The sequence below is a fragment of the Streptomyces sp. NPDC050704 genome, assembly GCF_040654355.1.
GTDB lineage: Bacteria > Actinomycetota > Actinomycetes > Streptomycetales > Streptomycetaceae > Streptomyces.
The window spans coordinates 68,203-90,894 of the sequence record NZ_JBFAHW010000023.1 but is presented as its reverse complement, the minus strand read 5'-3'; the positions used below and the strand labels follow the sequence as shown (position 1 = coordinate 90,894).

The window sequence follows — 22,692 nt, the reverse complement described above, 5'->3', positions numbered from 1 at the left end:
GATGTCGGACGAGATGAAGGCCGACTTGTGGCGGCGTTGGAGGGCCGGAGAATCGATCAGCGTCATCTCCAGGCAGATCGGCAAGCCGCCCGGCTCGGTGTTCACCGTACTCAAGCACCATGGAGGGATCGCTCCCGAACTCCGCAAAGCGCGCGTCGGAAGCTTGACCATGGGTGAGCGGGAGGAGATCTCGCGCGGGCTTTGTGCCGGAGAGTCCTACCGGGCCATCGCCGGCCTCCTGGGGCGTGCGGTGTCGACGATCAGCCGTGAAGTCAGCAATAACGGCGGACGTGATGTCTACCGGGCGATCGCTGCGCAGGAACGGGCACTTGACCGAGCCCGGCGCCCGAAGCAGTGCCTGCTCGCCCGCAGGCCCGCGTTGAGGCAGACGGTGCTGACCCTGCTGAAGGAGGAGTGGTCGCCGGAACAGATCGTCGGCCACCTGCGTCTGCACCACGGTGACGACCCGGCGATGGAGATCAGCCACGAGACGATCTACCGATCGGTCTACACCACCCGCTGGAAGGTGGTCCCCCGCGAGCTGTGCAAACGCCTGCGAACTGGCCGTCCGATCCGGAAGAACAAGCGCCACACGGTGAAGGGTCAGTGGCGCTCGCAGATCACCGATGCCCGACCGATCGAGGAGCGGCCCCAGGCGGCGGGAGACCGCAGCGAGTTCGGGCATCTGGAAGGCGATCTGGTGATCGGCTCGAACAACAGCCAGGTCGCCACGCTGGTCGACAGGAAGTCACGGTTCCTCACGGTCGTGAAACTCGCCAGCCGCCACACCACCGTGGTCGTTCCCGCTCTGGCCGAGACCTACGAACGTATGGACCCCCGACTACGCGGCACGCTGACCTGGGATCGCGGCATGGAGTTGGCAGCCCACAAGCGGCTCACCGTCGACACCGGCGTCGACGTGTTCTTCGCAGCCCCGCGCAGCCCCTGGCAACGTGGCACCAACGAGAACACCAACAAGCTGCTCCGGCAGTACCTGCCCAAAGGCACGAACCTGTCGACGTTCAGCCAGGACGACCTTGACGCCATCGCGACGAAGCTCAACAACCGTCCGCGCAAGTGTCTGGGATTCCGCACCCCAGCCGAGAGTGTTGCCTTGACCGGTTGAATCTAAGACCCCTTTTTTTGTCGTGGTCATTCCCCGTTGTCATGACGGGCCTGGAGGTGAACCGGTTGAGCCGATGAGTCGCTCCGGGCCAAGTCCTCGGGCACGGACAGGCAACTCGGCCCTTGGTGTTGCCCGTAGCTTCGTCCCGCAGGGCTGATCTACGCGCCGAGAAAGGGCGGAATGGAAGACTTGGACCCCAACAGGCAGTCACCGGTGCGTCGGCGCAGCGTGCTGCGCGGTGCGGCGGCCGCGGCGGTCGGCATCACCGCGGGAGCGGGCGGGATTCTCGCCGGCGCGGGGCCGGCGCGGGCCGCGGGCCCGGGCGGGATGCCGACGTACCGGTATCTGCGGGACGCGATCGTCCTGCCGGCCGTACCGGCTCACAATCCCACCAAGGAGTTCATCTTCCCGTGCGTCCGCGGGGTGTACGACAAGATCAGCGGTGCCCGGGCGAGGTATTACCTGTACTACGCGCCGCACGAGAACCCGGGCGGTATCTGCGTGGCGTTCGCCGACTCCCTTGAGGGGCCGTTCACCGAGTACGAGGGCAATCCGCTCATCGACCGGCACCTGCCGGGCACCACGGTCAGTCATGTCTCGTCCCCTCATGTCACCTGGGACGCGACCACCCGGCAGTTCTTCTGCTACTTCCACGGCGAGAACACCGTGACGCGCGTGGCGCGGTCCGCGGACGGCCTCCACTTCACCGACGAAACGCCGATCCTGAGCACCCGTCTGGTACCCGGCACCTCGGAGACCTCCTACGCCCGGGTCTTCGAGCACACCCTGCCGGGACGCGGCAACAGGTACGTCATGGTCTTCATGGGCGTACGGGGCGGGCGGCGGATCTTCTACGGCTGGTCGCCCAACGGCTGGGACAACTGGCAGTTCAGCTCTACCCCACTGGTCAACCCCGAGCCGGACGGCGTCACCGACATCTCCGGACCCACCCTGGTCAAACGCAACGGCACCACCTACGTCGCTTACCACGGCAACGACGGCCGGATGCGCATCACCGAGGTCGGCAACGCCTTTGACCGCGAGAACCACCTCGGCGTCTTCCATTCGCCGATCGCCTCGGACGAGGGCCGCGTGGCCGCGCCGTCCTTCGGTACCGACAACGGCACCGAGTACATGTTCTACGAAGCCGGCTCACGGCTCGATGCGCGCATCTGTATCGCCCGCGCCGTTCCCTCCGCGTGAGCGACGCTTCTCGGAAACCCGCATCTCCATCTCACCGAACCACCCCAACTGACCGACTGACCGACTGACCGCGCCATTCGACGCTCGGTATCTCCTGCACCAATCCACCTGGAAGGTTTTCGAAATGCTGTCTTTCCCACGTCTCGCGGGCCGGAACAAGCGCACCCTGTTCGGTGCGTCGGCCGCTGCGGCGATCCTGCTGAGTCTGGCTGTCCCCACGGCGAGTTCGGCATCCGCTGGAACCCAGGAAACGACGTCGGCCACGGCTGCGGTGTCGGCTCAGGCGACTTTGCCGGAAGGCTCGCTGTTCACCATCCAGAACTATGAGACCAAGCAGTGTCTGTACCACTTCGTAGGGGTCGCGACCACTGACTGCTCCTCCCCCAGCCCGTACAAGGTCTGGATACAGGGTGCGGGGAACAGCATTCGTAACTACGGCCGGGAACTGGAGACTCGACCCCATCACCAGTGCATGCTCGCCGGCCCAACGGGATCGGACGTTCGAGTCGTCCAATGCAGTGGCGACAACTGGCAGAAGTGGACGCGCTATTCGGAGGGCTACGTGAAGAACTGGCAGACCAAGGACTGCCTGACCGCGTCGGCCCCTTTGGGACATGTCACTACGGAACGGTGTCAGAACGGTAACCAGCGGCAGATGTGGGCCTTCAAATAGTTTGCCGAGCGTGCCCCAGAGTGGAAGTGATCGACCGCCACGGTGGCGTGCGGCAGGCTGGTGCGCTCGGTGGCCCGGTAGGACGGTGACATGTCGATGGCCACGAACCGGATGGCCTGGCGCCCGGCAAGCGGGGTGCCGGCCGGCCAGGCCGGCACATCACCGGTGGCCCGTCCTTCGATCTGGCCGAGCAGCCCACCGTGACCTGCGGCGTCGATGTATCCGGTGTGCCCGCGATCCGCTGCCGGAGACCACTTTCCTGTCTCCGGGTCCTTCTCCCAGCGGGCCTTGACCCGCCGGGTCTCGTCGATGCCCAGCACTCCGATATCGGAAAGCGGCGCCTGAGGCACCGCCTCGGCAGCGCTGCGGAACGCGGCCATCACCTGTAGACCGTATGAAGCGGTCGGTCTGGATGTCCACGCCCGCACCACGATGGCCTGGGCCCTGGACGGCGAGACGGGCGAGGGCTCGACGCCGAGACGCACAACATATTGGCGTGGGTGGCCACGCTGCCGCAGCTGGTCGCGGTGACGGTGGCCCATGAGGCAGGACCGAGCGGGTTCGTGCTGGCCCGGGCCCTGGACTCGACCGGGCTCCGCTGCGTGGTGGCAGCCCCGTCGAAGGTCGAAGATGGAGCGCCCCGCGGGCACCGGATCAAGACCGACAAACGGGATGCCCAGCGGCTGGCCAAGCTGCTACGGATGGACGAGCGCTTCCGGTGGTGCGGGTCCCGACGCTGGCCGAAGAGGCCGCCCGCCCCGAATGGTGTCCAGTCGTGCGCCGCCTCCCGCCACACTGAGCCCTGACCACGAGGACTACCTGTGAGCTCAGATCGCGCACCGATGAGTTTCCCGCGCCGCGCCGGTCTGTACGCGTGAGACCGACTCACGGAAGGCTGGCGCCATGCGGAAACTGATCTACGGCATGAACGTGACCCTGGACGGCTACATCGCCGCGCCCGGCGACGACATCGGCTGGAGCGTGCCGAGCGACGAGCTGTTCCAGTTTTGGTCCGACCTGTTGCAGGCGACTGGCCTGACGCTGTACGGGCGCAAGCTGTGGCAGACGATGAGCTCCTACTGGCCGACCGGCGACCAGCAGCCCAACGCCACCCCGGCGGAGATCGAGTTCGCGCGCCGCTGGCGGGACATGTCGAAGGTGGTGTTCTCCTCGACGATCGACAAGGTCGACTGGAACACCCGACTGGTCACCGGCGACGCGGTCGCCGAGATCACCCGGCTCAAGGCCGAGGACGGCGGCCCGATGGACATCGGCGGCGCGACGCTCGCCGGGGCGGCCATGCGGGCCGGGCTGATTGACGAGTACGTGCTGGCCACCGCGCCGGTCCTCGGGGGCGGCGGCACGCCGTTCTTCGCCGCGCTGGACAACTGGGTGAATCTGAACCTGGTGGAGACGCGGACGTTTCCCGGCGGCGTGGTCCTGACCAGGTACGAGACGAGGCGCTGAGCGCTCGTCCGCCTTCGCCATTGGTAGCGAGTCGTCTCAGACTCGCTACCAATGTGGTCTTCGAAGTTGAGCGGTTGGGCCCTGCTGGTGGTCACGCTCTGTTGATCGCAGGAGATCTCGCCCGCGTACCGCTGCTCCAGGAAGGCGAGGTACGCGTCGATCCGCGTGATCTTCTGCCGTGTGGTACTTCGGGCCTCTTCCCAGGGCCGGCGAAGTATCTGTCGAGATGACGCGGAGTGATCCGCCACGCCGCCAGCGAGTAGTAGTCACACAGCTCGATGATCGGCTTGATCAGCTGGTCGCGGGTCGCGGGGCCAGCCCTCCCGCATCACGTGCCCACCCGTACTCGGCGAGCGTGTCGAGGAAGAAGCCCTCCTCATCCTCCAGGTGCGCCTCTGCCTGGCGCCGGCGCTGCAGCGTCACCACGTGCGCAAGCCCCGGCTCGCGGACGACGGGCGCGGGGACCGGGTGGAGCGCGGGAGTCCGGGAATCGGCCACGAACGAGCAAGTTACGCCGCTAATGCTGTGACCACATAGGTTCACCGGCATGGCGTGGCAGCGTGCTCAGTAGGCGATCCATTCCCGGGCCGCCCGCCCGTGGGCGAGGCAGCGGTAGTGGGTCAGTTCCTCGCCGAGCCGCCGCAGGGAAGGCGAGGTTGTCCGGCCGTTCGTGACGGTGTGCCCGCTCCAGCCCGGCCGCCCTCGCCCCTGCTCCTGGCTGGCCCCACTCGCCACTTCGCCCGTCGGTAGCATCCGCCCCGACGGGTGACTATGGGCTGACGAGACTTGTGCAGGGTCGGCGAGCGCGCGGTCAGAACCAGTGCAGGCAGTGCGGGGGACGGTCGGCGCGGAAGAGGGAGTCGGCGAGGGTGGCCGCGCCGGGGCGGTGGGCTTGGATGTGTCCGGCACGTACGAGCGTGCTCGGGGCGGTGCCGCCGAGGTAGACGGAGCCCAGGTCGCGCACGTCCATGGACAGGTCGGGCTTCCGGTCCGTGGGGACGCAGTCAGCCTTGCCGTCCCGGACGGTCAGCAGGTAGCGGCCGTGTTCGCCGAAGAACGGGTCGTCGATGTCGAGGACGAGCTCGCCGTCCGTGAACCAGCCGCGCGCGGTCAGAGCACGCGGGACGTCCAGCAGCCGCACCCAGAGCCAGTCCATGTCGCCGCTCACCTCGCCGGCGCGGAAGTCCGCGAACTGCCAGCGCAGCGGGTGCCCGGGCGGGACGTGCTTGAACACGACCTGAGAGACCAGATCGTGTCCGAGTACGAACCGGGCCAGGGGCGTGAAGACGGCGTCGTCGGTGGCGATGGTCTCGTCGACCGTCAGGGTGCCGGACTCGACCGAGTAGCTGGCGTACCCGTCCGGGACGCCGTCGGCGTCCCGGTGGACGGCGACGTAGCGCGGCGCCGGCGAGATCGGGGGCTGCCCCGCGCGCAAGGCCCACCAGCGGTGCGGACGGGACAGCGCGCCGGGCTGGGCGCGGCGGTACCGGTCGTAGACCTCTTCCAGAATCTCGCCGCACTCGGCCCGACGCAGCACCTCGACCGAGCCGTTGTCCGAGCCGGTCGCTGGTGCGTCGGCCACTCCGCGTGCCCGGGGAACGGCGAGGGCGGCCTTGTGGCGCGGCACCGTCAGCTGCGCCGTGTAGGTCGCCGGTCCGTAGCCGAACCTGCCGTAGATCGGGGCCTCAGAGGCCAGCAGCACGGAAAGGAACTCCCCGCCTGCCCGCAACTCGGCGAGCTGATGCCGCATCATCGCGCTGAGCACGCCCTGGCGCCGGTGCGAGGGCAGGACGCCGACGGCGGTCACCCCGGAGGCCGGGACTAGGATCTCACCGGGCAGGGTGAGCTCGAAGGAGTGCGCGGCGGCGGTGCCGACAGGCTGCCCGTCCGCTGTCAGGGTGAGCAGACAGCGGTCCATTTCGAGCGCCGACCACCAGAGCCCGCCGCCCTCGATCGGGGTTTGCGGGAAGAGCCCGAACGCGGCATGGACTGTGTCGACGAAGACCTCAAGATCCTTGTCGGTCGTGGAACGGATCTCCATTGTTGCCGCTGCCTCCTCGGGATACCGGCACCACGACTCATGGTGTCTGGCCACAGTGCAGCGTTAACCCGTAGTCAGGGCAAGCGAATTACGGCCCGGGCCCGCAGCCGGACACGGCACAGCCCGTCCAAGCTCGGCCCCGGGGGTGAGCCGCGGTGGTAGGGCTCGGCGGCGGTCGTGAGCCAGGCATCAGGTCGTGACGGGCAGTGGGCGTCCGCCCCAGCGGATGCCCTTCTCGCTGCGGACGCGGGCGCGTTCGCGTCGCTGGGCGGCCAGGACATCGGGGTGCCGAGCGTTCTGGTTACGCCACCGCAGATAGCGGTGCAACTCGCGGGTCTGGACGGTGTGGTTGGGACGGTTCGAGTTGGCGAGCGTGAACTGCCGCAATGGCCCGACGTGCGCCTCGATCGGGTTGGCCCAGGAGGCGTTGGTCGGAGTGAAGCACAGCTCGACCTTGTTCTTCTGCGCCCACCGGCGGATCTTCGTGCCCTTGTGTGCGGAGAGGTTGTCCAGGATCACGTGGATCGGGGCGCCGTCCGGGCGGGCGGCCCGGACGGACTTGAGCGCGGCCAGGCTGTTGGCCGCTCCCTTGCGACGGCCGTTGACGCCCCGCAAGGTGTCGTCGCCGATCGAATAGCAGCCGCACCCTGGCCCGTATCGGATCCGTCTGTCCGGCCATCCACACCACAGGTACTCACCAGACGAAGGAGACATCGGGCCAACTCGACGAGGGACCGTCCAGAAGGTGGTTGTCACGCCCTCGCAGCCAGCGATCGAAGAAGGAGGTCACACAGGCCCGGATCGCCGTGATCGCACGGGTGGGGTCGATCGTGCCGATGGTCTTGTCGACGACGTCCTGACCGAGCCCGGTCTGCGGCATGACCGCCGCGAGGTCGGTGTATGTCTGGTGCCGGGAACCGCGCAGGGTCAGGTCGCGGCGCCAACCGGTGCTGTGGGACCAGAACGCCGCCCATGACGGCTCAGTCCCGGCGTGATCGCTGCCTTCGCGACCCATCAGGAGGAACGGGCGGTCCAGGCCGTGGGCGGCAACCGGCGAGAGGTTGGTCCCGTTCGGCTCCTGGTTGAACTCCAGGGTGCCGTCCAGATCGATCCCGGCTCGGATTCGCCTGTCCTCGTACATGCTCTGAGCGGCGGTGAACCCGCCCGCCGACTGGCCGGCCAGGCCGACCCGGCGTGGGTCGAGCACGCCCGACAGCCCGTACGGCAACGCGCCGAGCCGGCCGATCACGAAGCGGGTGTCGGCGATCCGGGCACGCAGCATCTTCTTCAACAGGTCGGCAACGGTGCCCTCGCGGTGAGCCCGCGCGAACTCCTCGAACAGCACCTCATTGGTCTTGACCGAGCCGTCGGGAAACTGCACACCCGGAGCCTCATAGGTGTGGTCGACCGTGACAACCACATAGCCGTGGCTGGCCAGTTCCTCCGCCAGCAGGGTGCCCCAGCTGCGCGGGTCGGCGCTGCCCGGCGAATAGACCACCACCGGCCGGCGGCCGCCCCGTACATCCGCGGGCGCCGCCAGGTAGGCGTGTGTACGCGTGCTCGCCCAGTCCACGGTGCCCGGTGGGATGCGATGCGGCGTCAGGGCGTCGAAACGCTCGGCCGCGCCGCGCTCCATGTACGGCGCGAGGCGATGCTCGTGGCCTGACACAAGAGCCGGATACCAGAGACTGATCATCAGCTGGCGGTACGGCACCGACGGCCTCCACGGGTCGGGCCGAGTACGGTCCACCAAATGCAGCGCAAGCGTCCCGATCGTGCAAGGACCCGTCGGCTCGGGGAGGCACAGTCGAATCCCGGAGCGGCGGGAAGGCCGGGGCCGTGCGGCGGTCGTGCCCGCCGGTGGCAACATCGCCAGAGCGGTTGCCGCCAGGAACTCGCGTCGTGGGAGAGGAAGGGACGTCATGTTTCCCATCCTGGCCACGGCCCCTCACAGGGTCACTCGTGGTACCCCCAGCAGCCGTGGTCCGGTTTTCCGCAGGGCCGGCCGACGGGTGAGCGGCCGAGTCGGCAGTCGGCCATCCGCAGCGCCAGGACGGGCCGGTTGAAGACGGTGGCCGCGGTTGCGTGATGGCTACGCCGGACACCTATTGCTCCCTGAGACATACGGCTGGGCGCAGGCTGCGCCGACTTCGTCGTGATGCCGGACCCGGCCGCATGGTGGCAAGCGGGCTGGGTTACTCGCCGACGGCACCGTCGATGGCTTCGCGGAGGAGGTCCGCGCAGAACCAGCGTCGGCTCACGCCTACTCGGGCGTGTCCCAGCTGCGCGTGACATGTGTCGGCCGGCAACTCGGTGCCACGCCCCCGACGAGCCCGGGAGCGAGGACGCCGAACGGCTCGCACTGCTGATCGTCGTCGGGACACAGGCGGTCGAGGCGGCGACGTAAGGCCACCGGCACCGCCGCGCACACACGTGCGCTCGGCCCACGCCCGACCGCCGCATAACCCTTGAGGAGAGCCGACGAGCAGGTCCGGCCCATCCCGCGAGCACCAATTCGGGGCGTTCACACCACGCGAGCGGAACAACTGACTCCGCGCACCCGTACTATCTCTACGCCGGGGTGGCCCAAAACAGTCGTGGTCCTCCCGTAACTCAATCATCGCCAGTGGAATCACTGCCCAGCGCTGACGCCCGCTCCGCAGGTTCCTTCTTCCCTGGCCGCAAACCGAGGAAAGGTCAGCACCATGTCTGACACCCAGACTCCCACCACCGAATTGACATCGCAGTACACGGCCCAGGTGGCCGGCGACCTCGAGCACAACACCAAGGATCAGGAACGCATCACTGCGGAAATCGACGCGCTGCAGGAACAACTGCACGCCCTGCAGCACGACCACACCGTGCTGACCAACATGCAAAAGGCACTCGGCGGTGCGGACACCGCAGGAGCAGAGCCTGCCGCGGCGCCCGCCACGGCTACGCCGTCCGTGCCCCGGCAGGCCTCCGCGGAAGCCAAGCAGGGCAAAGAGAAGAAGGCAGCCGCCGGCAGCGCGAAGAAGACAACCTCCAAGAAGACCGCCGCCAAGGCCTCGTCCACGACGGATGCCAAAGCCGTCGCAAAGCCGACTCTCGTCGAGTTGATCCGCGGCCACCTGCAGCAGCAGAGCGAGCCGCGCTCCGCCGCGGAAATCTCCGCCACACTCGGGCAGGCCCACCCCGACCGCAACATCAAGACCACCGTCGTGCGTACCACCCTTGAAGGGCTGGTCGCCAAGAGCCACGCTCACCGCACGAAGCAGGGCTCATCCGTCTTCTACACCGCCTCGGCCGGCTCGCAGCCCGCCCAGGACAAGCAGCAGGCAGAAGAAGTCTCCAGCTGAGCACCCGACTGGACACCTGTCGGGTACCGCGCGGACCGCACCACGGTGCCGCACTTTCGGCACCCACAACCAGGTGTCCAGCAAGCTGAACGCGTCTGCCGAACGGCCCGGACAAGCCTGTCGGCTCGGTCCGCCGACGTCCGCGCAAGCAGGCCTGCCGCCCCGACAGGCTGATCAGTTCTGTTTCGGTCGGCGGCGGCGGGTGGTTGTTCGAAGAGGTGTGATGCGTGACGTGGCTGATCGCAGTGAGGCGGGCCTCGACACCAGCCTCAACCGACGGCTCCCCAGCTCGGGGCAGGCTTGAGCCTCCGACAGACTGGCAGTTCAGTTCCTCGGTGTCCCCAGCCTGGCGTCACACCGCTAGCCTGGTTCCGAACGGCCGGGACGGAGGCATGGACACAGATGAGCGAGACCGATCCGCACATCCACGTCGAGCAGAAACTGCTCCAGACCGGTGCCGACGTCCGCAACGTGATCGCGTCGACGTTCGGCCGCGTGCCTGACTCACCGAGCATCGTCACCACCGGCTGCGGACGCCCGGTGCCCTACGCGATGACCTCTCCCCGCCCGGAAAACGTCACCTGCCTGGCCTGCCGAGAACACGCCCACCGGGAGCACCTGCGCTTCGCCAACCAGATCGAGCGCCTGAACCAGCCCGGCATGCCCATCACCGGCGACCACGCGACCAGGGCCGCGGAATGGCACCGGGACCTCGCCAAGAGGTTCTCCGGCTGAAGGCGTGCCCATAGCTACCAGCTTCGGCAACATCGGGCAGACCATCACCCGGCCGAACACCGCGCAGCCGAGCCTGGGCGCGCAGTTGGTCTCTGCCGGAGCCGCCGTGCCGGGTGCGAACGATCTCCAGGCCGACGGCCACGACACAGCCTGTTCACCTCACACGGTCAGTTTCGCCGGCGAGGACGCTCGAACGACTGGGTTCGCTGTCAAACGCCTCGATACTGGGGTTCCTGCGGTCGAAGCCTGGGAGTGCCCTGCGTCGTGCGGGCGCCGGTGTCACCACAGTGTGAGCAGTTGGTCGGGCTCGCGGCCGTACCTACGGTTCCTGCCCGTCGTCTCCCGCGCGGCGAATGTGCACCGTGCAGGCATCAAGACCCACCTGGAAGGGCGGGGCGGCTCATGCCGTGGTCACGGACGAGCGAGACTCCCGCAACCAGCGATGCGGTGCCCATCGCTCAGCGACCGCGCCTCAGGCGATCGACCCAGCGGCCAAGGCTGCGTCGCGAGCGGCGAGAACGTGGCCGAAGCGGGCGACGATCCGCTGCCTCCGCAGGTCCTGCTTCAGACGAATACGTGATGCCAGCCACGCGAAGAAACCCAGGACCGCGACAAGGAAACCGATCAAGATCAGGAACGGTAAGAGCGGAGCCATGGACACGAGCCTACTTCGCTGATCGGGATCGGCATGGCCGGTAGCCGTAGACAGGTGGTGGGGGGTATCGCGGTGCGCCGCAGGTCTGTTGGAAGCGACGGCCGAACATCCGGATGCCGTACGGGCGCGGTCGTTGTCGCCGACCACTCGGGTACTGACGAACGACGTGCCGGCGTGACTGGACGGGGAAGCCACCGAACGCGGCCGCGTCGCCGAACGATCGCCGAGCCCGTGAAAGAATCAATGGCCTGATGAAGAACCAACTACATGCCTACATCGACGCGTGGCGACGACATGATGTGGCCGGAGTGCTGGGCACGTTGACCGACGACTGCGTGATCGTCGAGTCCTACGGCCCGGTCTACCGCTCCCGGCAACGGGTCGAGCAGTGGATGCGCGCTTGGTTCGGTGCCGGTGGTTCGGTCGACAGCTGGGAGATCACCTGGCAGGGGACGACCGGTGGGTCACTCAGCGCTGAATGGATCTTTTCCTGCACCTGGCAGGGAAAAGCGGCCACGTTCGAGGGCGCGACGATCGCCAGACTCGAAGGGGAAAAGATCGCCTACCTTCGGGAGTACGCGACCACGGCGCCGCTCTACGACTGGACGGGCACCTGGCGCGATTGACGTCCACGACTCTTGACGGCCCCATCCCGCCTGGGCGACGCGGCGTTGACGTCGACGATCGCCGGGTGCGCGGCTCAACGGGGCGCCGGCCGGCCGGGCGGGTGTTCCCCAGGTGAGCGCCCCGCACTCCCCCGCCTTTGCGACTCCCCCGATGTGGGCATGATGCGGTCCACGGACGCACTTGCGAACGCATGAACGGGGGCGTGCATGATCGACAGAGTCCGGGTCCAGCTCAGACTGAAAGCGGACGCCTGGGGATGGTTCTGGGACGACCTGGTGGACGGTCTGGTGGCGACCGTGCGGTCCCGCCGGACGTTAGTGTTGGTGGGCGACGCCGCCCTGCTGCTCTGTGCCGTGGCCGGGCTCGCGCACTACTGGTCGCATGACGTGACGTTCGGCGGTGTCGTCGTCCTCCAAGTGGCCTGTCTGGTGTGCCAGGCGGTGGCGCTGGTGCCGGTCGCCTGGCCGGGCCGGGCGGCGACGCCATGGGAGGTGGCAAAGATCTCCGACCTCTACCAGAGCGTGACGGTGGCCACCGTCTGCGGCACCTGGATCTTCGGCATGTTCCCGGGGGCGGTGGTGATGGACAACGTCATGGACGACACGGAGGGCCCCATGGCCGCCCTGCTCATCGCGGGCACCGCTCTCATGATGGCGTGCCTGGCGGGCCTGATCACAGCGGTGTCCCTCACCCACCGATCACAAGAGCGGGCCTGGGCGGCCGACCGGGAACGGCGGGCCCGCGACGGGGAGGAACTCCTGGACGACTCCGGCTCGGCCGACCACGGTGACGTGGACGCGGGCGACTTCGGGGGCGCCGACTGAGGGGAAGGCCCCCAACCGACGGGGTCGGCCAGGACCACGATGCACCGGCGACCCACCGGGCGGCGACGACACAAGCCACGTGATCTACGAGTGGCCTGTGAAACCGGCGAGATTGTTCGTCGCCGACTTCGATCCCGCCGTGGGGTCCGTCGTTGCCCAGCCGTTCCTTCCGGATGCCGAACCGGGCGTGTATCAGCGTGCCACGATGTTGATACGGGGGACCTCCCGTTGTCGGCCGCCAAGGGGAATCCACAGGATGACGAGCCAGAGCGACAAGGTCGATCAGCTGATGGAGACGGTTGATCATCCGCACAGGGAAGCAGTCGAGTACCTCCGCGCCGCTGTCTTGCGGGCGGATCCGCAGATCACCGAGCAAGTGAAGTGGAACGCGCCGAGCTTCTGCTACGACGGTGTTGACCGAGTGACCTTCCAGTTGAGGTCCAAGGACGTCCAGCTCATCTTCCACCGCGGCGCCAAGGTGAAGGACGACACCACGTCCTTCACCTTCGTTGACGACAGCGGCATGATGCGGTGGCGATCCAGCGACCGGGCAGTGGTCACGTTCAAAGACCTCGCCGACATCAAGGCAAACGAGACAGCCTTCACCGCTCTGGTCAAACGATGGGTCAAAGCTTGACCCCTGACCGCACCGACCGCACTGCTCGGCACCACATGCCGGAATCTCCCCAGCGTCTCGGCCGGAAAGCGATGAGTTTGGCGACTGGGCGCGGTCTACACATACGGACCGCAAGCCGTGAACTTCGGAGGAACTCATGACCGCCAAGCCACTACCGTCCGTCGTCGACGCCGAGACCTGGCAGCGCCAACTCGACGACCTGCGTATTCGGGAGAAGGCCGCGACCCGGGAACTCGATGCGATCGCCGCCCAGCGCCGCCGCATGCCGATGGTCGAGATGCCCGACTACACCCTCGAGGGCGAGGAGGGACCGGTCCGGCTGGCCGACGTCTTCGGCGACAAGCCTCAGCTGATCGTCTACAACCACATGTGGTTCCCCGGCGAGAAATGGCAGTGCCCGGGCTGCACGGGGTTCACGTCGCAGTTCACCCGGTTGGAGTTTCTGGAGGCCTACGACGCCAGGTTCGTCATCGTCACCCAGGGCCCGATCGACGAGGCTCTCACGTACAAACAGCGGGTCGGGAACAAGATGACCTGGTACTCCACTGCGAACAGCCCGTTCGGCACCGACGTGGGCGCACCGCCCGGCGGTGGGTTCGCGGTCAACGTCTTTCTGCGCGACGGCGACACCGTCTATCGCACCTGGCACACCAACGGCCGAGGCACCGAGCAGCTCAGTCACACCTTCGCGTTGATCGACCTGTTGCCGTACGGGCGGCAGGAGGAGTGGCAGGACTCACCCGAGGGCTGGCCGCAGTCGCCCACCTACAGTCGGTGGGCCGGCTCCGAGGACATCGCCGCGCGCTACGGCCAGGATGCGTGAGGAACTGACGGCCCACGCCTGGAGCCGACCAGCAGCGGGTGCAGACGGTCCCAGGTAGTTGCGGCCGCCTCCCGTAGTGGGTGATGCCGGTCGGTGGTGACGGATGGGACGGGGCTGCGACGGTCAGCGGAGCGATACGGAGGCGACGGTCCTCTTCATACCGGGACGTGCGCGCTCCCGACCGCACCGGGCGACCGCTGCGCGAAGAGATCGCGCGCTGGGTCTACGGCTTCGACGCGGTTACCGGTGCAGCCCGGACACGCACCGCCGGAGTGGCCTGCGCCAGGGCCCCGGAGCGTCTGCTCCGGGGCCCTGGTCACGTGCTGGCCTGAGGTCAGGCGGGCGTGATGTTCTCCGCCTGCGGGCCCTTCTGGCCCTGCGTCACGTCGAAGGTCACGGCCTGGCCTTCCTGCAACTCGCGGAAGCCGGAGGCGTTGATGTTGGAGTAGTGCGCGAAGACGTCCGGGCCGCCGCCTTCCTGCTCAATGAAGCCGAAGCCCTTTTCGGCGTTGAACCACTTCACGGTTCCGCTGGCCATGCTGGTGCCTCTCAGTCGATATCGGATCCGCACCGCGCGGATCCGGAGGTGATCGTCCTGGTCCGGCACTGCACAGCAAGAAGCCCACGCCGGAGCGCGGGCAGATCATGCGAACCACGACATCTGACGATGACGCTACACGGCGAAGGCGGACGCCACCAGAGATCAACGCCCATGATCTGGGCCGGGTTGCACCTGACGGACCTCGTCTCGGAGTGCGGCGCCACGCGGCCCGCCGGGGCCGTGAACCTGGTCCCGTTGGCGCGGAGCGGCGTAGCGCAGGGCGGCGCGGGTGAACTGCGCCGCCCACCACTCCGGAGACGGAGCTGGTCACCTGCGGTCCGGCAGGCACTCGCCCTGGCGCTCGGTGAGCATGATCACTAAGAAGCGGACACGGCGGGTGAGGAAGTCCGGTTCAGGACAGCGGGCCCGGACGGTCTTGAGGTGAAGCTGGGCGGTCTCGGAGAGAGTTTCCGGGCGCCGAAGGATCCAGGATCCATCCGGGGGACGGCCCCAGGAGGCGGCCGTGCAGAGGAAGTCCACCTCGCCTCCGGCGCCGCGCTCGCGGGTTTCGCCGACGACGGCGCTGGGGGCACGTACTTCTTCTGTCGGACGCCCCGGGATATCTTTCAACTCACCGCGCCTGCCGTCCGGTTGGAATGGGCTCACGGGTCGGAGATCGGAAGAGCGGATGCCGGTCGATGCCCGAACGAGCAGCATCGTCGGCATCCGGTTCTTCGAAAGTGCGGAGCCCTCCGCCTATTTCTTGATCTCGTAGCGCAGAATTGCCAGGCCGTTTTCGAACGCGGTGGCCTCGACCACCTTCAGGTCCTGCCGATCCTCGAAAACGCGCGTTCCCTTGCCACGGGACACCGGGCAGACCAGCATCCGGACTTCGTCGACGACGCCGGCGTCCAGCAGGGAGTGCATGAGTGTCAAGCTCCCCCACAGCCAGATGTCCTTGCCGCTCTGCTCCTTGAGCTCCCGGATGGTGGCGGCCGCGTCGCGCGTCACAGTGGCGGCGGAAAAGTCGCCCCAGGGGGCGTCATCCAGCTTCGACGAGGCGACGACCTTGGTGAGGTTGTTGAGCTTCTTGCCATACTGACCCTGGTCGTCGGCGTACGGCCAGTAACCCTTGGCCTGGTTGTAGGTATTCGCGCCGAGGATCATCGTGTCGACCGATTCGATGAACCCCATCATGTTGTTCTTGAAGGGGTCGTCGGTGATCTCGTCGTCGAACGGCTCCCCCGACACGAAGCTGAGGCCGCCGTCCTCCTCCGCGGCGATGTTGTCGACGGTGACCCACTGCTGGACTACGAGCTTTCGCATGGCTGTCCTTCCGGTACGTGCGATGGTGCGGCCACGCCGGCCGCATCTGCCCCTGGGACGGAGCCGCCGCGCCGGTCTCGACATCCCGGCCACATCTTTTTTCGACCGGCAGTTCGCCGAAGTCACGGTCGAACGCCTCGGCGATGCCCGGCCTGCGCGAGGGCCTCACGGAACGCGTCCGTCGCCACGCTCAGGGGGTTGGAACCTGCTTGACGTGCCCGAAATTCGGTTGCGGCGGGGCCGCTGAGGCCGGTGAGGTACCTCCAAGGAGGGTGTCACCGAGCAGGCGGGACGCGCGAGTTCAGGAAGAGACCGCATGGTCACGGCGCAACCGGCTCCATGGCACAGGTCGGCGGTGCTCGCAGCCCTGATGCTGGCCGCCTTCACCTTCAACACCGCGGAGAACCTGCCGATCGGCCTGCTGGAGCTCATCTCCGAAAGCCTTCGGGTGTCTGTGCCGGCGGTCGGTCTTTTGGTCACCGGTTACGGCCTGACGGTGGCTGTGGCGTCTCTGCCGCTCGCCCACGTCATGCGGGCGGTACCCCGACGGCATGTGCTCGCGGGAGTGCTGGCCGCGCTGGTCGTGTCCAGTCTGGTTGCGGCGCTGGCGACTTCCTACGGTCCGCTCCTCGTGGCGCGACTACTGACCGCGCTCGCGCAGGCGCTGTTCTGGGCCGTGATGGGGCCGGTCGCGGTGGGTCTGTTCGCGCCCGAGGTCCGTGGGCGTGTGGTCGGGGCGCTGTCCGTCGCCGGTTCGCTCGCCCTCGTGCTCGGTGTTCCCGCCGGGACCTGGCTGGGTCAACGGAGCGACTGGCCGGTGCCGTTCGCCATGCTGGCGGCTCTGGGGCTCGCTTCGCTGCTGACGGTCGCCGTTCTGCTGCCGACCTCGCGTCCGGAAGAAGAGCACGCCGCCTACGCGGCCAGTCCTGACGTCCGCCGGTTCGGGATCGTGCTGGCGGCCGGGACCCTGGCCGCGACCGGCGCGTTCGTGGGATTCACCTACATCGTGAAATTCCTGGGCGACGTGAGCGGGTTCCCGCCGAGCACGGTCAGCGTCCTGCTCGTGGTGTTCGGCGTGGCGTGTCTGGCCGGGGTGAGCATCACCGGGGCGTTGCTCGACCGCTTCCCGCACGCCGCGCTGAGCACTGCCGTGGCCACGCAGGCGGTGGGCATGCTCGGCCTGTACGCGGCCGGCACCGATCCGGTGGCGGCGGTGGTGTTCCTGGTGCTGATGGGCGGCGCGCTCGGGCCGGTGTTCATGACCACCCAGAACGCGATGCTGCACTGCGCGCCGGGCCGCACCGACATGGCACTCGCGGCCAACTCCGGTGCCTACAACGCCGGTATCGCGGCGGGCGCCGCGCTCGGCGGACTGATCCTGCCGCTCGCGGGCGTGCGGGGCGCCTTCCTCGCCGGCGGGCTGCTGACCGCCGGGGCCTGCGCGGTGCTCTTCGGCGAGCGGCTGCTGCCTGGGGCGTCGTTGAAGAGCCACGCCCACGTTGAGGGCGTGACGCGAGGATGACGGCGACTCCGTGGGATTCGGCGGTCTTGCGGACCCGGGGCGGAATCTATGGTCTCAACCGGCCGGCCCGGGACTCCAGGTAGCGTTGCTCGGCGATGCTGGCGGTGGACTTCGCGGCGCGCCGGTAGTGCTCGTACGCCCCGGCCGTGTCGCCGGTCTTCTCCAGCAGGTGCGCCCGTACGGACAGCAGCCGGTGATGCCCGGCCATCCGCTCGTCACTGTCCAAGGTTGCCAGCAGGGCCAGTCCGGCCGGCGGGCCCTCGGTCTCGGCGAGCGCGATCGCTCGGTTGAGAGTGACCATCGGGTTGGGCGCGATCCGTTCCAGGATCAGGTAAAGGGCGTGCACCTGCGGCCAGTTGGTGTCCTGGGCCGTGGCCGCGTCGGCGTGCGTGGCGGCGATGGCGGCCTGCAGCTGGTACGGCCCCAGGGCCGGGCCGGCCAGCGATGCCTTGACCAGTTCGGTGCCTTCGTCGAGCAGAGCGCGGTCCCACTTCGTACGGTCCTGCTCGTCCAGCGGCACCAGGTCGCCGGCCGTCGTCGTACGTGCCTGTCGGCGGGCGTGGGTCAGCAGCATCAGCGCGAGCAGCCCGGTCACCTCGCCGTCCTCGGGCAGCTGCGCGTGCACCATCCGGGCCAGCCGGATCGCCTCGTGCGCGAGGTCGGCGCGGTGCAGCTCGCTCCCCGAGGAGGCGGTGTAGCCCTCGTTGAAGATCAGGTAGAGCACGTGCAGGACGACCCGCAGCCGCTCCTCGCGTTCCGCGCCGTCCGGCAGGCTGAACGAGCTGCCGGCGGCCTTGACGCGCTGCTTGGCCCGGCTGATCCTGGCCGCCATCGTGGCCTCCGGTACCAGGAACGCGCGGGCGATCTCGGCGGTGGTCAAGCCGCCGACCGCGCGCAGCGTCAGGGCGGTCTGGGAGGCGGCGGTCAGCGTCGGATGGCAGCACAGGAACAGCAGGACGAGCGTGTCGTCGGTGTCCGGTACGTCCTCGGGCACCACCTCGGTGGCCGTCGCCGACTCCCGCTCGCGGCGCGCGTGGTCACTGCGCATCTGGTCGATGAGCCGCCGGGACGCGACGGTCACCAGCCAGCCGCGCGGGTTGTCCGGCACTCCCCCGGCCGGCCACTGCACGGTCGCGGCGAGGACGGCCTCCTGGACAGCGTCCTCACACCCTTCGAACTGGCCGTGCCGACGTACCAACGTGCCGAGGACCTGCGGCGTGAGCTCGCGCAGCAGGTCCTCGATGGTGGGGGCTGTCATGCCTCCAATTGTCCGTCAGCGAACATCACCTGCCGCACCTCGACCCCCAGTCCTTCGATCGCGGTGTCCGGGATCTGCGCCGCCAGCTCGATCGCCCGCTCCTTGTTCTCGCAGTCGATCAGGTAGAAGCCGCCCAGATACTCCTTGGCCTCCAGGAAAGGTCCGTCGGTCACCACCGGCTGGCCGTTGCGTACGGACACCACCGCGGCCTGCGACGGGTCGACCAGCGCCTGCGTGGTGATGAGCTCGCCGGACTCCTTCAGTGCCTCGATGAACCTGCCGTGGCCGTCGCCGATCGCCGCCTTCTCCTCGTCGGTCAGTGCATCCAGCACGGCCGGGTTGATATGCAGGCTGATCAGGAACTGCATGTCGTACTCCTCATGGTTCGCGAGCCCCGACTGGGCCCTTCGACCGGTTGGTCGGAGCCGCCACCGCCGTCTTGACATCCCCCGCAGGAAATCTTCTCCCGTACCGATGTCAAGAAGCTCTCGACCGCTCCGACCAACCGGCGAAACGTCGAGAGAACAGGGAGTTTCGGATATGCGGGTCAACCGGGCGTGGCTGGGGCTGGTCGTCCTCATGCTGCCGACATTGCTGGTCGCGATGGACACGACGGCGTTGCTCCTCGCGCTCCCCCAGCTGAGCGCCGACCTGGGTGCCACCAACGTCCAGCAGCTGTGGATCAGTGACAGTTACGGGCTCATGGTGGCCGGCCTGGTCATCACGATGGGCACGCTCGGCGACCGGATCGGCCGCCGACGGCTGCTGCTGATCGGCGGAGCGGCGTTCGGGGTGCTGTCGGTCGTGGCCGCCTTCGCGGACAGCCCGCTGACGCTGATCGTCGCGCGTGCGCTGCTGGGCGTCGCCGGCGCCACCCTGGCGCCCGCCACACTTGCCTTGATCACCAACATGTTCCGCGACGAACGGCAGCGCGGGAAGGCCATCGCGATCTGGGCGACCTGCCAGTTCACCGGCGGCGCGCTCGGACCCGTGCTCGCCGGGTTCCTGCTCCAGTACTTCTGGTGGGGTTCGGTGTTCCTGGTCGCCGTGCCGGCGATGGCGTTGCTGCTGCTCGCCGGGCCGGTCCTGCTGCCGGAGTTCCGCAGCGATCAGGCCGGCCGGCTCGACCCGGCCAGCGTCGGACTGTCGCTCGCGGCGGTGCTGTTGATGATCCACGGCATCAAGCAGCTGACCGTCGAGAGCGTGTCGGCCGGGCCGGCGGTGGCCCTCGTCGTCGGGGCAGCCCTCGGGTTCGTGTTCGTACGACGGCAGCTGCGGCTGGAGACGCCGCTGCTGGACCTGCGGCTGCTGCGCAACCGCCCGTTCACGGCCGTACTCGTCGCGCTGGTCTTCGCCGGCGTCGCCATGGCCGGCACGGGCCTGCTGGTGACCCAGTACCTGCAGAGCGTGCTGGGCTACTCGCCGGTCGCGTCGGCGATGCTGTTCGCCCCCATGGGTCTGGGCGTGGCGGTCGGCACCATGGCCGCGCCGGGGCTGGCCCGGCGGATGAAGCAGACGACCGCGATCGCCGGCGGGCTGGTGGTGTCGGCGCTGGGCAGCCTGCTGCTGGTCGGCGCCGACGGCGCGAGAGCCCTGCCGCTGGTGATGACCGGCATCGCCGTCCTGGCGCTGGGCACCGGCCCGCTGTTCGCGCTGGGCACCGGGCAGGTGCTCGGGTCCGTACCACCGGAGCGCGCCGGCTCGGCGGCGTCGATGTCGGAGACCGGCAACTACTTCGGCGGATCGCTCGGCTTCGCGCTGCTCGGTGTGGTGGCCGCGGTGGTCTACCGCAGCCGGATGGACGGTACCTCCGACTCGCTGGCCGGCGCGGTCGCCGCCGGCCAGGACCTTCCCGCCGATCAGGGCGCGGAGCTACTGCACACCGCGCGGGAAGCCTTCACCGCCGGTCTGCACGTCACCGGCATCGTCGCCGCCGTCATCTTCACCGGGCTGGCCGTACTGATCCTGGCCATGCGCCCGGCAACCCGGCCCGCCCCGGCCCCGCGCCCCGACTACGAGGCGACCGGCTCGTAGAAGCCTGCCGAGGCCGACACTGTGGTGGTGTCACATCCGGACGCGGCACTCCGTCGTCGCCTCATGATCACGCCCGCCGCGAGGAACAGCACCGGCTTCCCCTGTGCGGTGACCTGTGTTCCGTGTCACGGCGTGTCCGCGGCGGCCAGTTCGAAGTCGGCGCGGGCCGACTCAACTCCGTTGATCTGCAAGGAGATCGCGTGCCGCCCGGGGTAGTAGCGGCGTGTCGTGATCGGTCGGAACGAGTGCTCCCGCGTCACCTGGACGCGTTCGTCCGGTGCGAGGGTGCGGGTGGTGAGTTTGAAGGTCTTGCCTGTCTGGCCGCCGTTGGCCTTGCGGTGGTGCACGATGTAATCGATGGTCAGCCGCGCCTCGGCGTCACCGGTGTTGCGGATCGAGGCGGTGAAGCGCACGCTGCCGCCGAACTGGACGGTGTCCAGGTCCAGATGGGGCCCGTCGACTTCCAGGACCGCGGGGGCGAAGCCCAGCAGTTCCAGCGCCCCGGGGTGGCCACGCTTGACGAGGGTACGCAGCCCGTGGCGCACCAGGCGCTCGGTGGTGGCGTCGGGATCGTCCAGCCAGCGACGGGCCGTGCCGATGACGATGTCGGGGTGGTCGCGGCTGAGGTCGTTGAGATGGTTGGCGACCGAGCGGCGCACGTATTCGCTCTCGTCCCGGTAAAGGGCGTCCAGGATGGGCACAGTCGCTCCGGGGCGAGCCATGATGTCCGGCACCCGTACCGACCAGGGGAGGTAGGGGCGGGTGCCTTCGGAGGCGAGCCTGCGCACGTCGGCGTCGGGCGAGCCGGTCCAGCCGTTGATGATGCCGAGGGCCCGGTCGAGATCGTGTCGCAGCAGCGTCCTGATGGCGAACTCCGAGGTCAGGCGCCCGGTAAGGCTTGCGAGCAGCCCCATCGCGTCGTCGAACGAGGCGGCGCCGCCCTCCTGTGCAGCGCGGGCGGCGAGAGCGCTGGTGACCGGCCAGATCAGCCATCCGGTGAAGTGCGGGGCCTCGTCGCGGGCGGCGCGTACGGTCCGGGCGAGTGTGGCGTAGTCGCCTGGCAGGTCCGCGAGCAGCGCGTCACGCAGCAGGTCGGCGCGCTCTCTGAGGGACAGCGGGCCGATCTGTCCGGGCGCTGCGCGCAGTGCCGCGAGGTTGGCATCCGGAGCGGCGGCCTGGATGGCGCGCGTGAGGCTCTCTACGGTGTGGCGCCCGATCAGTTCATCGGCGAAGGGCATGGTGGTCTCTCTGTCACGGGAGGTGCCGCAGCACGGTGGTGAGCTGCCAGTCAACACTGTGGTGGTTGATCGCGGTGTGGTCGGGAGAGGCCGCCACCTCACTCGCGTGGCAGGCGACCGGAAGTAGGCCTGGCGCGGTGTGCGGCCTCCGCTCAGGGGCGGCGACTCGCAAGGACGCAGAACTCGTTCCCCTCCGGGTCGGCGAGGGTGACCCAGCTCTCCTCGCCCGTTTGACCGACGTCGGCGTGTCGAGCACCCAGGCCGAGCAGGCGACGCACCTCTTCGTCCTGCTCCCTGTCGGTTGGGTTGACGTCGATGTGGAGCCTGTTCTTGATGGTCTTGCCCTCGGGCACGAGCGCGAATGTCAACGTCGGCGGCACTGGGCCGAGGCGGTTCTTGCCCTCAGGCAGCAGAGGAGAGCCGATCGAGACGATTCCGTCGCCTTCGCCCTGCACCTCGTAGCCAAGGACCGAGCACCAGAACCGAGCGAGACCGCCGGGATCGGCACAGTCGATCGCAAGCTCGGTGAACTTACTGGTCATATCGAGACCTCCCAGTGCGTTGGCGAGTCCGCCAAGGCCACACACGGACCGCGGCGTTCGACGGTGAGGTGAGCCGCAT

The 22,692-nt window shown here is 68.4% G+C and carries 26 protein-coding genes and 1 pseudogene; 13 read left to right on the top strand and 14 right to left on the bottom strand.

Annotated features, from left to right (window positions below):
• Nucleotide 1: 1 nt before the first annotated feature.
• From AB0I18_RS16385 to AB0I18_RS16375, 3 genes are all read left to right on the top strand, one after another.
• The gene (locus AB0I18_RS16385) at nucleotides 2–1,126 is read left to right on the top strand and encodes an IS30 family transposase (RefSeq protein ID WP_363106144.1); all 1,125 of its coding nucleotides are present in this window, start codon (nucleotides 2–4) and stop codon (nucleotides 1,124–1,126) included.
• Between the two features lie 180 nt (nucleotides 1,127–1,306).
• Entirely contained in the window at nucleotides 1,307–2,329 is a 1,023-nt protein-coding gene (locus AB0I18_RS16380) for a hypothetical protein (RefSeq protein WP_363106143.1), read from the top strand.
• 124 nt (nucleotides 2,330–2,453) lie between these two features.
• Complete coding sequence (locus tag AB0I18_RS16375; protein ID WP_363106142.1) at nucleotides 2,454–3,002, top strand: ricin-type beta-trefoil lectin domain protein; 549 nt, start codon at nucleotides 2,454–2,456, stop codon at nucleotides 3,000–3,002.
• Here the strand turns inward: AB0I18_RS16375 and AB0I18_RS16370 are convergent.
• Nucleotides 2,963–3,382, bottom strand: coding sequence for a transposase (locus AB0I18_RS16370; protein WP_363106179.1), 420 nt, complete (start codon nucleotides 3,380–3,382; stop codon nucleotides 2,963–2,965). The genes AB0I18_RS16375 and AB0I18_RS16370 overlap by 40 nt on opposite strands.
• Nucleotides 3,383–3,502: 120 nt before the next feature.
• Here AB0I18_RS16370 and AB0I18_RS16365 point away from each other — a divergent pair, with 120 nt between their 5' ends.
• Both AB0I18_RS16365 and AB0I18_RS16360 read left to right on the top strand, forming a co-directional pair.
• The gene (locus AB0I18_RS16365) at nucleotides 3,503–3,808 is read left to right on the top strand and encodes a hypothetical protein (protein ID WP_363106141.1); all 306 of its coding nucleotides are present in this window, start codon (nucleotides 3,503–3,505) and stop codon (nucleotides 3,806–3,808) included.
• Nucleotides 3,809–3,905: 97 nt separating this feature from the next.
• Entirely contained in the window at nucleotides 3,906–4,469 is a 564-nt protein-coding gene (locus AB0I18_RS16360; RefSeq protein ID WP_363106140.1) for a dihydrofolate reductase family protein, read from the top strand.
• Between the two features lie 291 nt (nucleotides 4,470–4,760).
• Here AB0I18_RS16360 and AB0I18_RS16355 read toward each other — a convergent pair whose 3' ends face one another.
• The 5 genes and pseudogenes from AB0I18_RS16355 to AB0I18_RS16335 form a co-directional block, all read right to left on the bottom strand.
• The gene (locus tag AB0I18_RS16355; protein ID WP_363106139.1) at nucleotides 4,761–4,967 is read right to left on the bottom strand and encodes a hypothetical protein; all 207 of its coding nucleotides are present in this window, start codon (nucleotides 4,965–4,967) and stop codon (nucleotides 4,761–4,763) included.
• Between the two features lie 66 nt (nucleotides 4,968–5,033).
• Nucleotides 5,034–5,204, bottom strand: a complete 171-nt coding sequence (locus AB0I18_RS16350; protein WP_363106138.1) for a hypothetical protein — start codon at nucleotides 5,202–5,204, stop codon at nucleotides 5,034–5,036.
• A 76-nt stretch (nucleotides 5,205–5,280) separates the two neighbouring features.
• The gene (locus AB0I18_RS16345; RefSeq protein ID WP_363106137.1) at nucleotides 5,281–6,510 is read right to left on the bottom strand and encodes a GNAT family N-acetyltransferase; all 1,230 of its coding nucleotides are present in this window, start codon (nucleotides 6,508–6,510) and stop codon (nucleotides 5,281–5,283) included.
• A gap of 189 nt (nucleotides 6,511–6,699) precedes the next feature.
• Nucleotides 6,700–7,152 (bottom strand): annotated as a pseudogene (locus AB0I18_RS16340) (transposase); the annotation flags it as partial.
• Nucleotides 7,153–7,204: 52 nt separating this feature from the next.
• Nucleotides 7,205–8,206, bottom strand: coding sequence for a hydrolase (locus tag AB0I18_RS16335; protein WP_363106136.1), 1,002 nt, complete (start codon nucleotides 8,204–8,206; stop codon nucleotides 7,205–7,207).
• A gap of 1,009 nt (nucleotides 8,207–9,215) precedes the next feature.
• Between AB0I18_RS16335 and AB0I18_RS16330 the strand changes: the two genes are divergently transcribed.
• Nucleotides 9,216–9,851, top strand: coding sequence for a hypothetical protein (locus tag AB0I18_RS16330; RefSeq protein WP_363106135.1), 636 nt, complete (start codon nucleotides 9,216–9,218; stop codon nucleotides 9,849–9,851).
• Nucleotides 9,852–10,253: 402 nt separating this feature from the next.
• A complete protein-coding gene (locus AB0I18_RS16325; protein ID WP_363106134.1) occupies nucleotides 10,254–10,586 on the top strand; it encodes a hypothetical protein in 333 nt (110 codons plus the stop codon).
• A 472-nt stretch (nucleotides 10,587–11,058) separates the two neighbouring features.
• Here AB0I18_RS16325 and AB0I18_RS16320 read toward each other — a convergent pair whose 3' ends face one another.
• On the bottom strand, nucleotides 11,059–11,241 hold the full coding sequence (locus tag AB0I18_RS16320) for a hypothetical protein (RefSeq protein WP_363106133.1): 183 nt from the start codon (nucleotides 11,239–11,241) through the stop codon (nucleotides 11,059–11,061).
• Between the two features lie 251 nt (nucleotides 11,242–11,492).
• On the opposite strand from AB0I18_RS16320, the gene AB0I18_RS16315 reads away from it, so the two are divergent.
• The 4 genes from AB0I18_RS16315 to AB0I18_RS16300 all read left to right on the top strand — a co-directional run bounded on the left by AB0I18_RS16315 (nucleotide 11,493) and on the right by AB0I18_RS16300 (nucleotide 14,152).
• Nucleotides 11,493–11,867: a nuclear transport factor 2 family protein gene (locus tag AB0I18_RS16315; RefSeq protein WP_363106132.1), complete on the top strand. Its 375-nt coding sequence runs from the start codon at nucleotides 11,493–11,495 to the stop codon at nucleotides 11,865–11,867.
• Between the two features lie 207 nt (nucleotides 11,868–12,074).
• Nucleotides 12,075–12,692: a hypothetical protein gene (locus AB0I18_RS16310; protein WP_363106131.1), complete on the top strand. Its 618-nt coding sequence runs from the start codon at nucleotides 12,075–12,077 to the stop codon at nucleotides 12,690–12,692.
• Between the two features lie 79 nt (nucleotides 12,693–12,771).
• Nucleotides 12,772–13,329 (top strand): DUF1801 domain-containing protein, encoded by a 558-nt coding sequence (locus AB0I18_RS16305; protein WP_363106130.1) that lies wholly within the window; start codon nucleotides 12,772–12,774, stop codon nucleotides 13,327–13,329.
• Nucleotides 13,330–13,465: 136 nt separating this feature from the next.
• Nucleotides 13,466–14,152, top strand: a complete 687-nt coding sequence (locus AB0I18_RS16300; protein WP_363106129.1) for a DUF899 family protein — start codon at nucleotides 13,466–13,468, stop codon at nucleotides 14,150–14,152.
• Between the two features lie 334 nt (nucleotides 14,153–14,486).
• On the opposite strand, the gene AB0I18_RS16295 is transcribed toward AB0I18_RS16300, so the two are convergent.
• The 3 genes from AB0I18_RS16295 to AB0I18_RS16285 form a co-directional block, all read right to left on the bottom strand.
• Complete coding sequence (locus tag AB0I18_RS16295; protein WP_363106128.1) at nucleotides 14,487–14,690, bottom strand: cold-shock protein; 204 nt, start codon at nucleotides 14,688–14,690, stop codon at nucleotides 14,487–14,489.
• A 330-nt stretch (nucleotides 14,691–15,020) separates the two neighbouring features.
• Nucleotides 15,021–15,419 carry a hypothetical protein gene (locus AB0I18_RS16290; RefSeq protein ID WP_363106127.1) on the bottom strand — a complete coding sequence of 133 codons (399 nt, stop codon included), beginning with the start codon at nucleotides 15,417–15,419 and terminating at the stop codon, nucleotides 15,021–15,023.
• Nucleotides 15,420–15,449: 30 nt separating this feature from the next.
• On the bottom strand, nucleotides 15,450–16,145 hold the full coding sequence (locus AB0I18_RS16285; RefSeq protein WP_363106126.1) for a dihydrofolate reductase family protein: 696 nt from the start codon (nucleotides 16,143–16,145) through the stop codon (nucleotides 15,450–15,452).
• Between the two features lie 190 nt (nucleotides 16,146–16,335).
• On the opposite strand from AB0I18_RS16285, the gene AB0I18_RS16280 reads away from it, so the two are divergent.
• Entirely contained in the window at nucleotides 16,336–17,541 is a 1,206-nt protein-coding gene (locus tag AB0I18_RS16280; protein WP_363106125.1) for an MFS transporter, read from the top strand.
• Between the two features lie 46 nt (nucleotides 17,542–17,587).
• Here AB0I18_RS16280 and AB0I18_RS16275 read toward each other — a convergent pair whose 3' ends face one another.
• Both AB0I18_RS16275 and AB0I18_RS16270 read right to left on the bottom strand, forming a co-directional pair.
• Nucleotides 17,588–18,799, bottom strand: coding sequence for a DUF6596 domain-containing protein (locus AB0I18_RS16275; protein WP_363106124.1), 1,212 nt, complete (start codon nucleotides 18,797–18,799; stop codon nucleotides 17,588–17,590).
• Complete coding sequence (locus AB0I18_RS16270; protein ID WP_363106123.1) at nucleotides 18,796–19,167, bottom strand: YciI family protein; 372 nt, start codon at nucleotides 19,165–19,167, stop codon at nucleotides 18,796–18,798. Before AB0I18_RS16270 ends, AB0I18_RS16275 begins: the two co-directional genes overlap by 4 nt.
• Before the next feature lie 172 nt (nucleotides 19,168–19,339).
• Here AB0I18_RS16270 and AB0I18_RS16265 point away from each other — a divergent pair, with 172 nt between their 5' ends.
• Nucleotides 19,340–20,833, top strand: coding sequence for an MFS transporter (locus AB0I18_RS16265; RefSeq protein WP_363106122.1), 1,494 nt, complete (start codon nucleotides 19,340–19,342; stop codon nucleotides 20,831–20,833).
• A gap of 125 nt (nucleotides 20,834–20,958) precedes the next feature.
• Here AB0I18_RS16265 and AB0I18_RS16260 read toward each other — a convergent pair whose 3' ends face one another.
• Complete coding sequence (locus tag AB0I18_RS16260) at nucleotides 20,959–22,071, bottom strand: DNA alkylation repair protein (protein ID WP_363106121.1); 1,113 nt, start codon at nucleotides 22,069–22,071, stop codon at nucleotides 20,959–20,961.
• A gap of 152 nt (nucleotides 22,072–22,223) precedes the next feature.
• Complete coding sequence (locus tag AB0I18_RS16255) at nucleotides 22,224–22,613, bottom strand: VOC family protein (RefSeq protein ID WP_363106120.1); 390 nt, start codon at nucleotides 22,611–22,613, stop codon at nucleotides 22,224–22,226.
• Between the last annotated feature and the right edge of the window lie 79 nt (nucleotides 22,614–22,692).

Excerpts from the sequence above, each read along its gene's own strand:
- AB0I18_RS16380 (WP_363106143.1), top strand. The coding sequence starts at position 1,307 with ATGGAAGACTTGGACCCCAACAGGCAGTCACCGGTGCGTCGGCGCAGC.
- AB0I18_RS16260 (WP_363106121.1), bottom strand. The coding sequence starts at position 22,071 with ATGCCCTTCGCCGATGAACTGATCGGGCGCCACACCGTAGAGAGCCTC.
- AB0I18_RS16300 (WP_363106129.1), top strand. The coding sequence starts at position 13,466 with ATGACCGCCAAGCCACTACCGTCCGTCGTCGACGCCGAGACCTGGCAG.
- AB0I18_RS16290 (WP_363106127.1), bottom strand. The coding sequence starts at position 15,419 with ATGCCGACGATGCTGCTCGTTCGGGCATCGACCGGCATCCGCTCTTCC.
- AB0I18_RS16335 (WP_363106136.1), bottom strand. The coding sequence starts at position 8,206 with ATGATCAGTCTCTGGTATCCGGCTCTTGTGTCAGGCCACGAGCATCGC.
- AB0I18_RS16280 (WP_363106125.1), top strand. The coding sequence starts at position 16,336 with ATGGTCACGGCGCAACCGGCTCCATGGCACAGGTCGGCGGTGCTCGCA.
- AB0I18_RS16270 (WP_363106123.1), bottom strand. The coding sequence starts at position 19,167 with ATGCAGTTCCTGATCAGCCTGCATATCAACCCGGCCGTGCTGGATGCA.
- AB0I18_RS16385 (WP_363106144.1), top strand. The coding sequence starts at position 2 with ATGTCGGACGAGATGAAGGCCGACTTGTGGCGGCGTTGGAGGGCCGGA.
- AB0I18_RS16375 (WP_363106142.1), top strand. The coding sequence starts at position 2,454 with ATGCTGTCTTTCCCACGTCTCGCGGGCCGGAACAAGCGCACCCTGTTC.
- AB0I18_RS16370 (WP_363106179.1), bottom strand. The coding sequence starts at position 3,382 with ATGGCCGCGTTCCGCAGCGCTGCCGAGGCGGTGCCTCAGGCGCCGCTT.
- AB0I18_RS16255 (WP_363106120.1), bottom strand. The coding sequence starts at position 22,613 with ATGACCAGTAAGTTCACCGAGCTTGCGATCGACTGTGCCGATCCCGGC.
- AB0I18_RS16325 (WP_363106134.1), top strand. The coding sequence starts at position 10,254 with ATGAGCGAGACCGATCCGCACATCCACGTCGAGCAGAAACTGCTCCAG.
- AB0I18_RS16315 (WP_363106132.1), top strand. The coding sequence starts at position 11,493 with ATGAAGAACCAACTACATGCCTACATCGACGCGTGGCGACGACATGAT.
- AB0I18_RS16275 (WP_363106124.1), bottom strand. The coding sequence starts at position 18,799 with ATGACAGCCCCCACCATCGAGGACCTGCTGCGCGAGCTCACGCCGCAG.
- AB0I18_RS16295 (WP_363106128.1), bottom strand. The coding sequence starts at position 14,690 with ATGGCCAGCGGAACCGTGAAGTGGTTCAACGCCGAAAAGGGCTTCGGC.
- AB0I18_RS16345 (WP_363106137.1), bottom strand. The coding sequence starts at position 6,510 with ATGGAGATCCGTTCCACGACCGACAAGGATCTTGAGGTCTTCGTCGAC.
- AB0I18_RS16320 (WP_363106133.1), bottom strand. The coding sequence starts at position 11,241 with ATGGCTCCGCTCTTACCGTTCCTGATCTTGATCGGTTTCCTTGTCGCG.
- AB0I18_RS16360 (WP_363106140.1), top strand. The coding sequence starts at position 3,906 with ATGCGGAAACTGATCTACGGCATGAACGTGACCCTGGACGGCTACATC.
- AB0I18_RS16265 (WP_363106122.1), top strand. The coding sequence starts at position 19,340 with ATGCGGGTCAACCGGGCGTGGCTGGGGCTGGTCGTCCTCATGCTGCCG.
- AB0I18_RS16310 (WP_363106131.1), top strand. The coding sequence starts at position 12,075 with ATGATCGACAGAGTCCGGGTCCAGCTCAGACTGAAAGCGGACGCCTGG.
- AB0I18_RS16330 (WP_363106135.1), top strand. The coding sequence starts at position 9,216 with ATGTCTGACACCCAGACTCCCACCACCGAATTGACATCGCAGTACACG.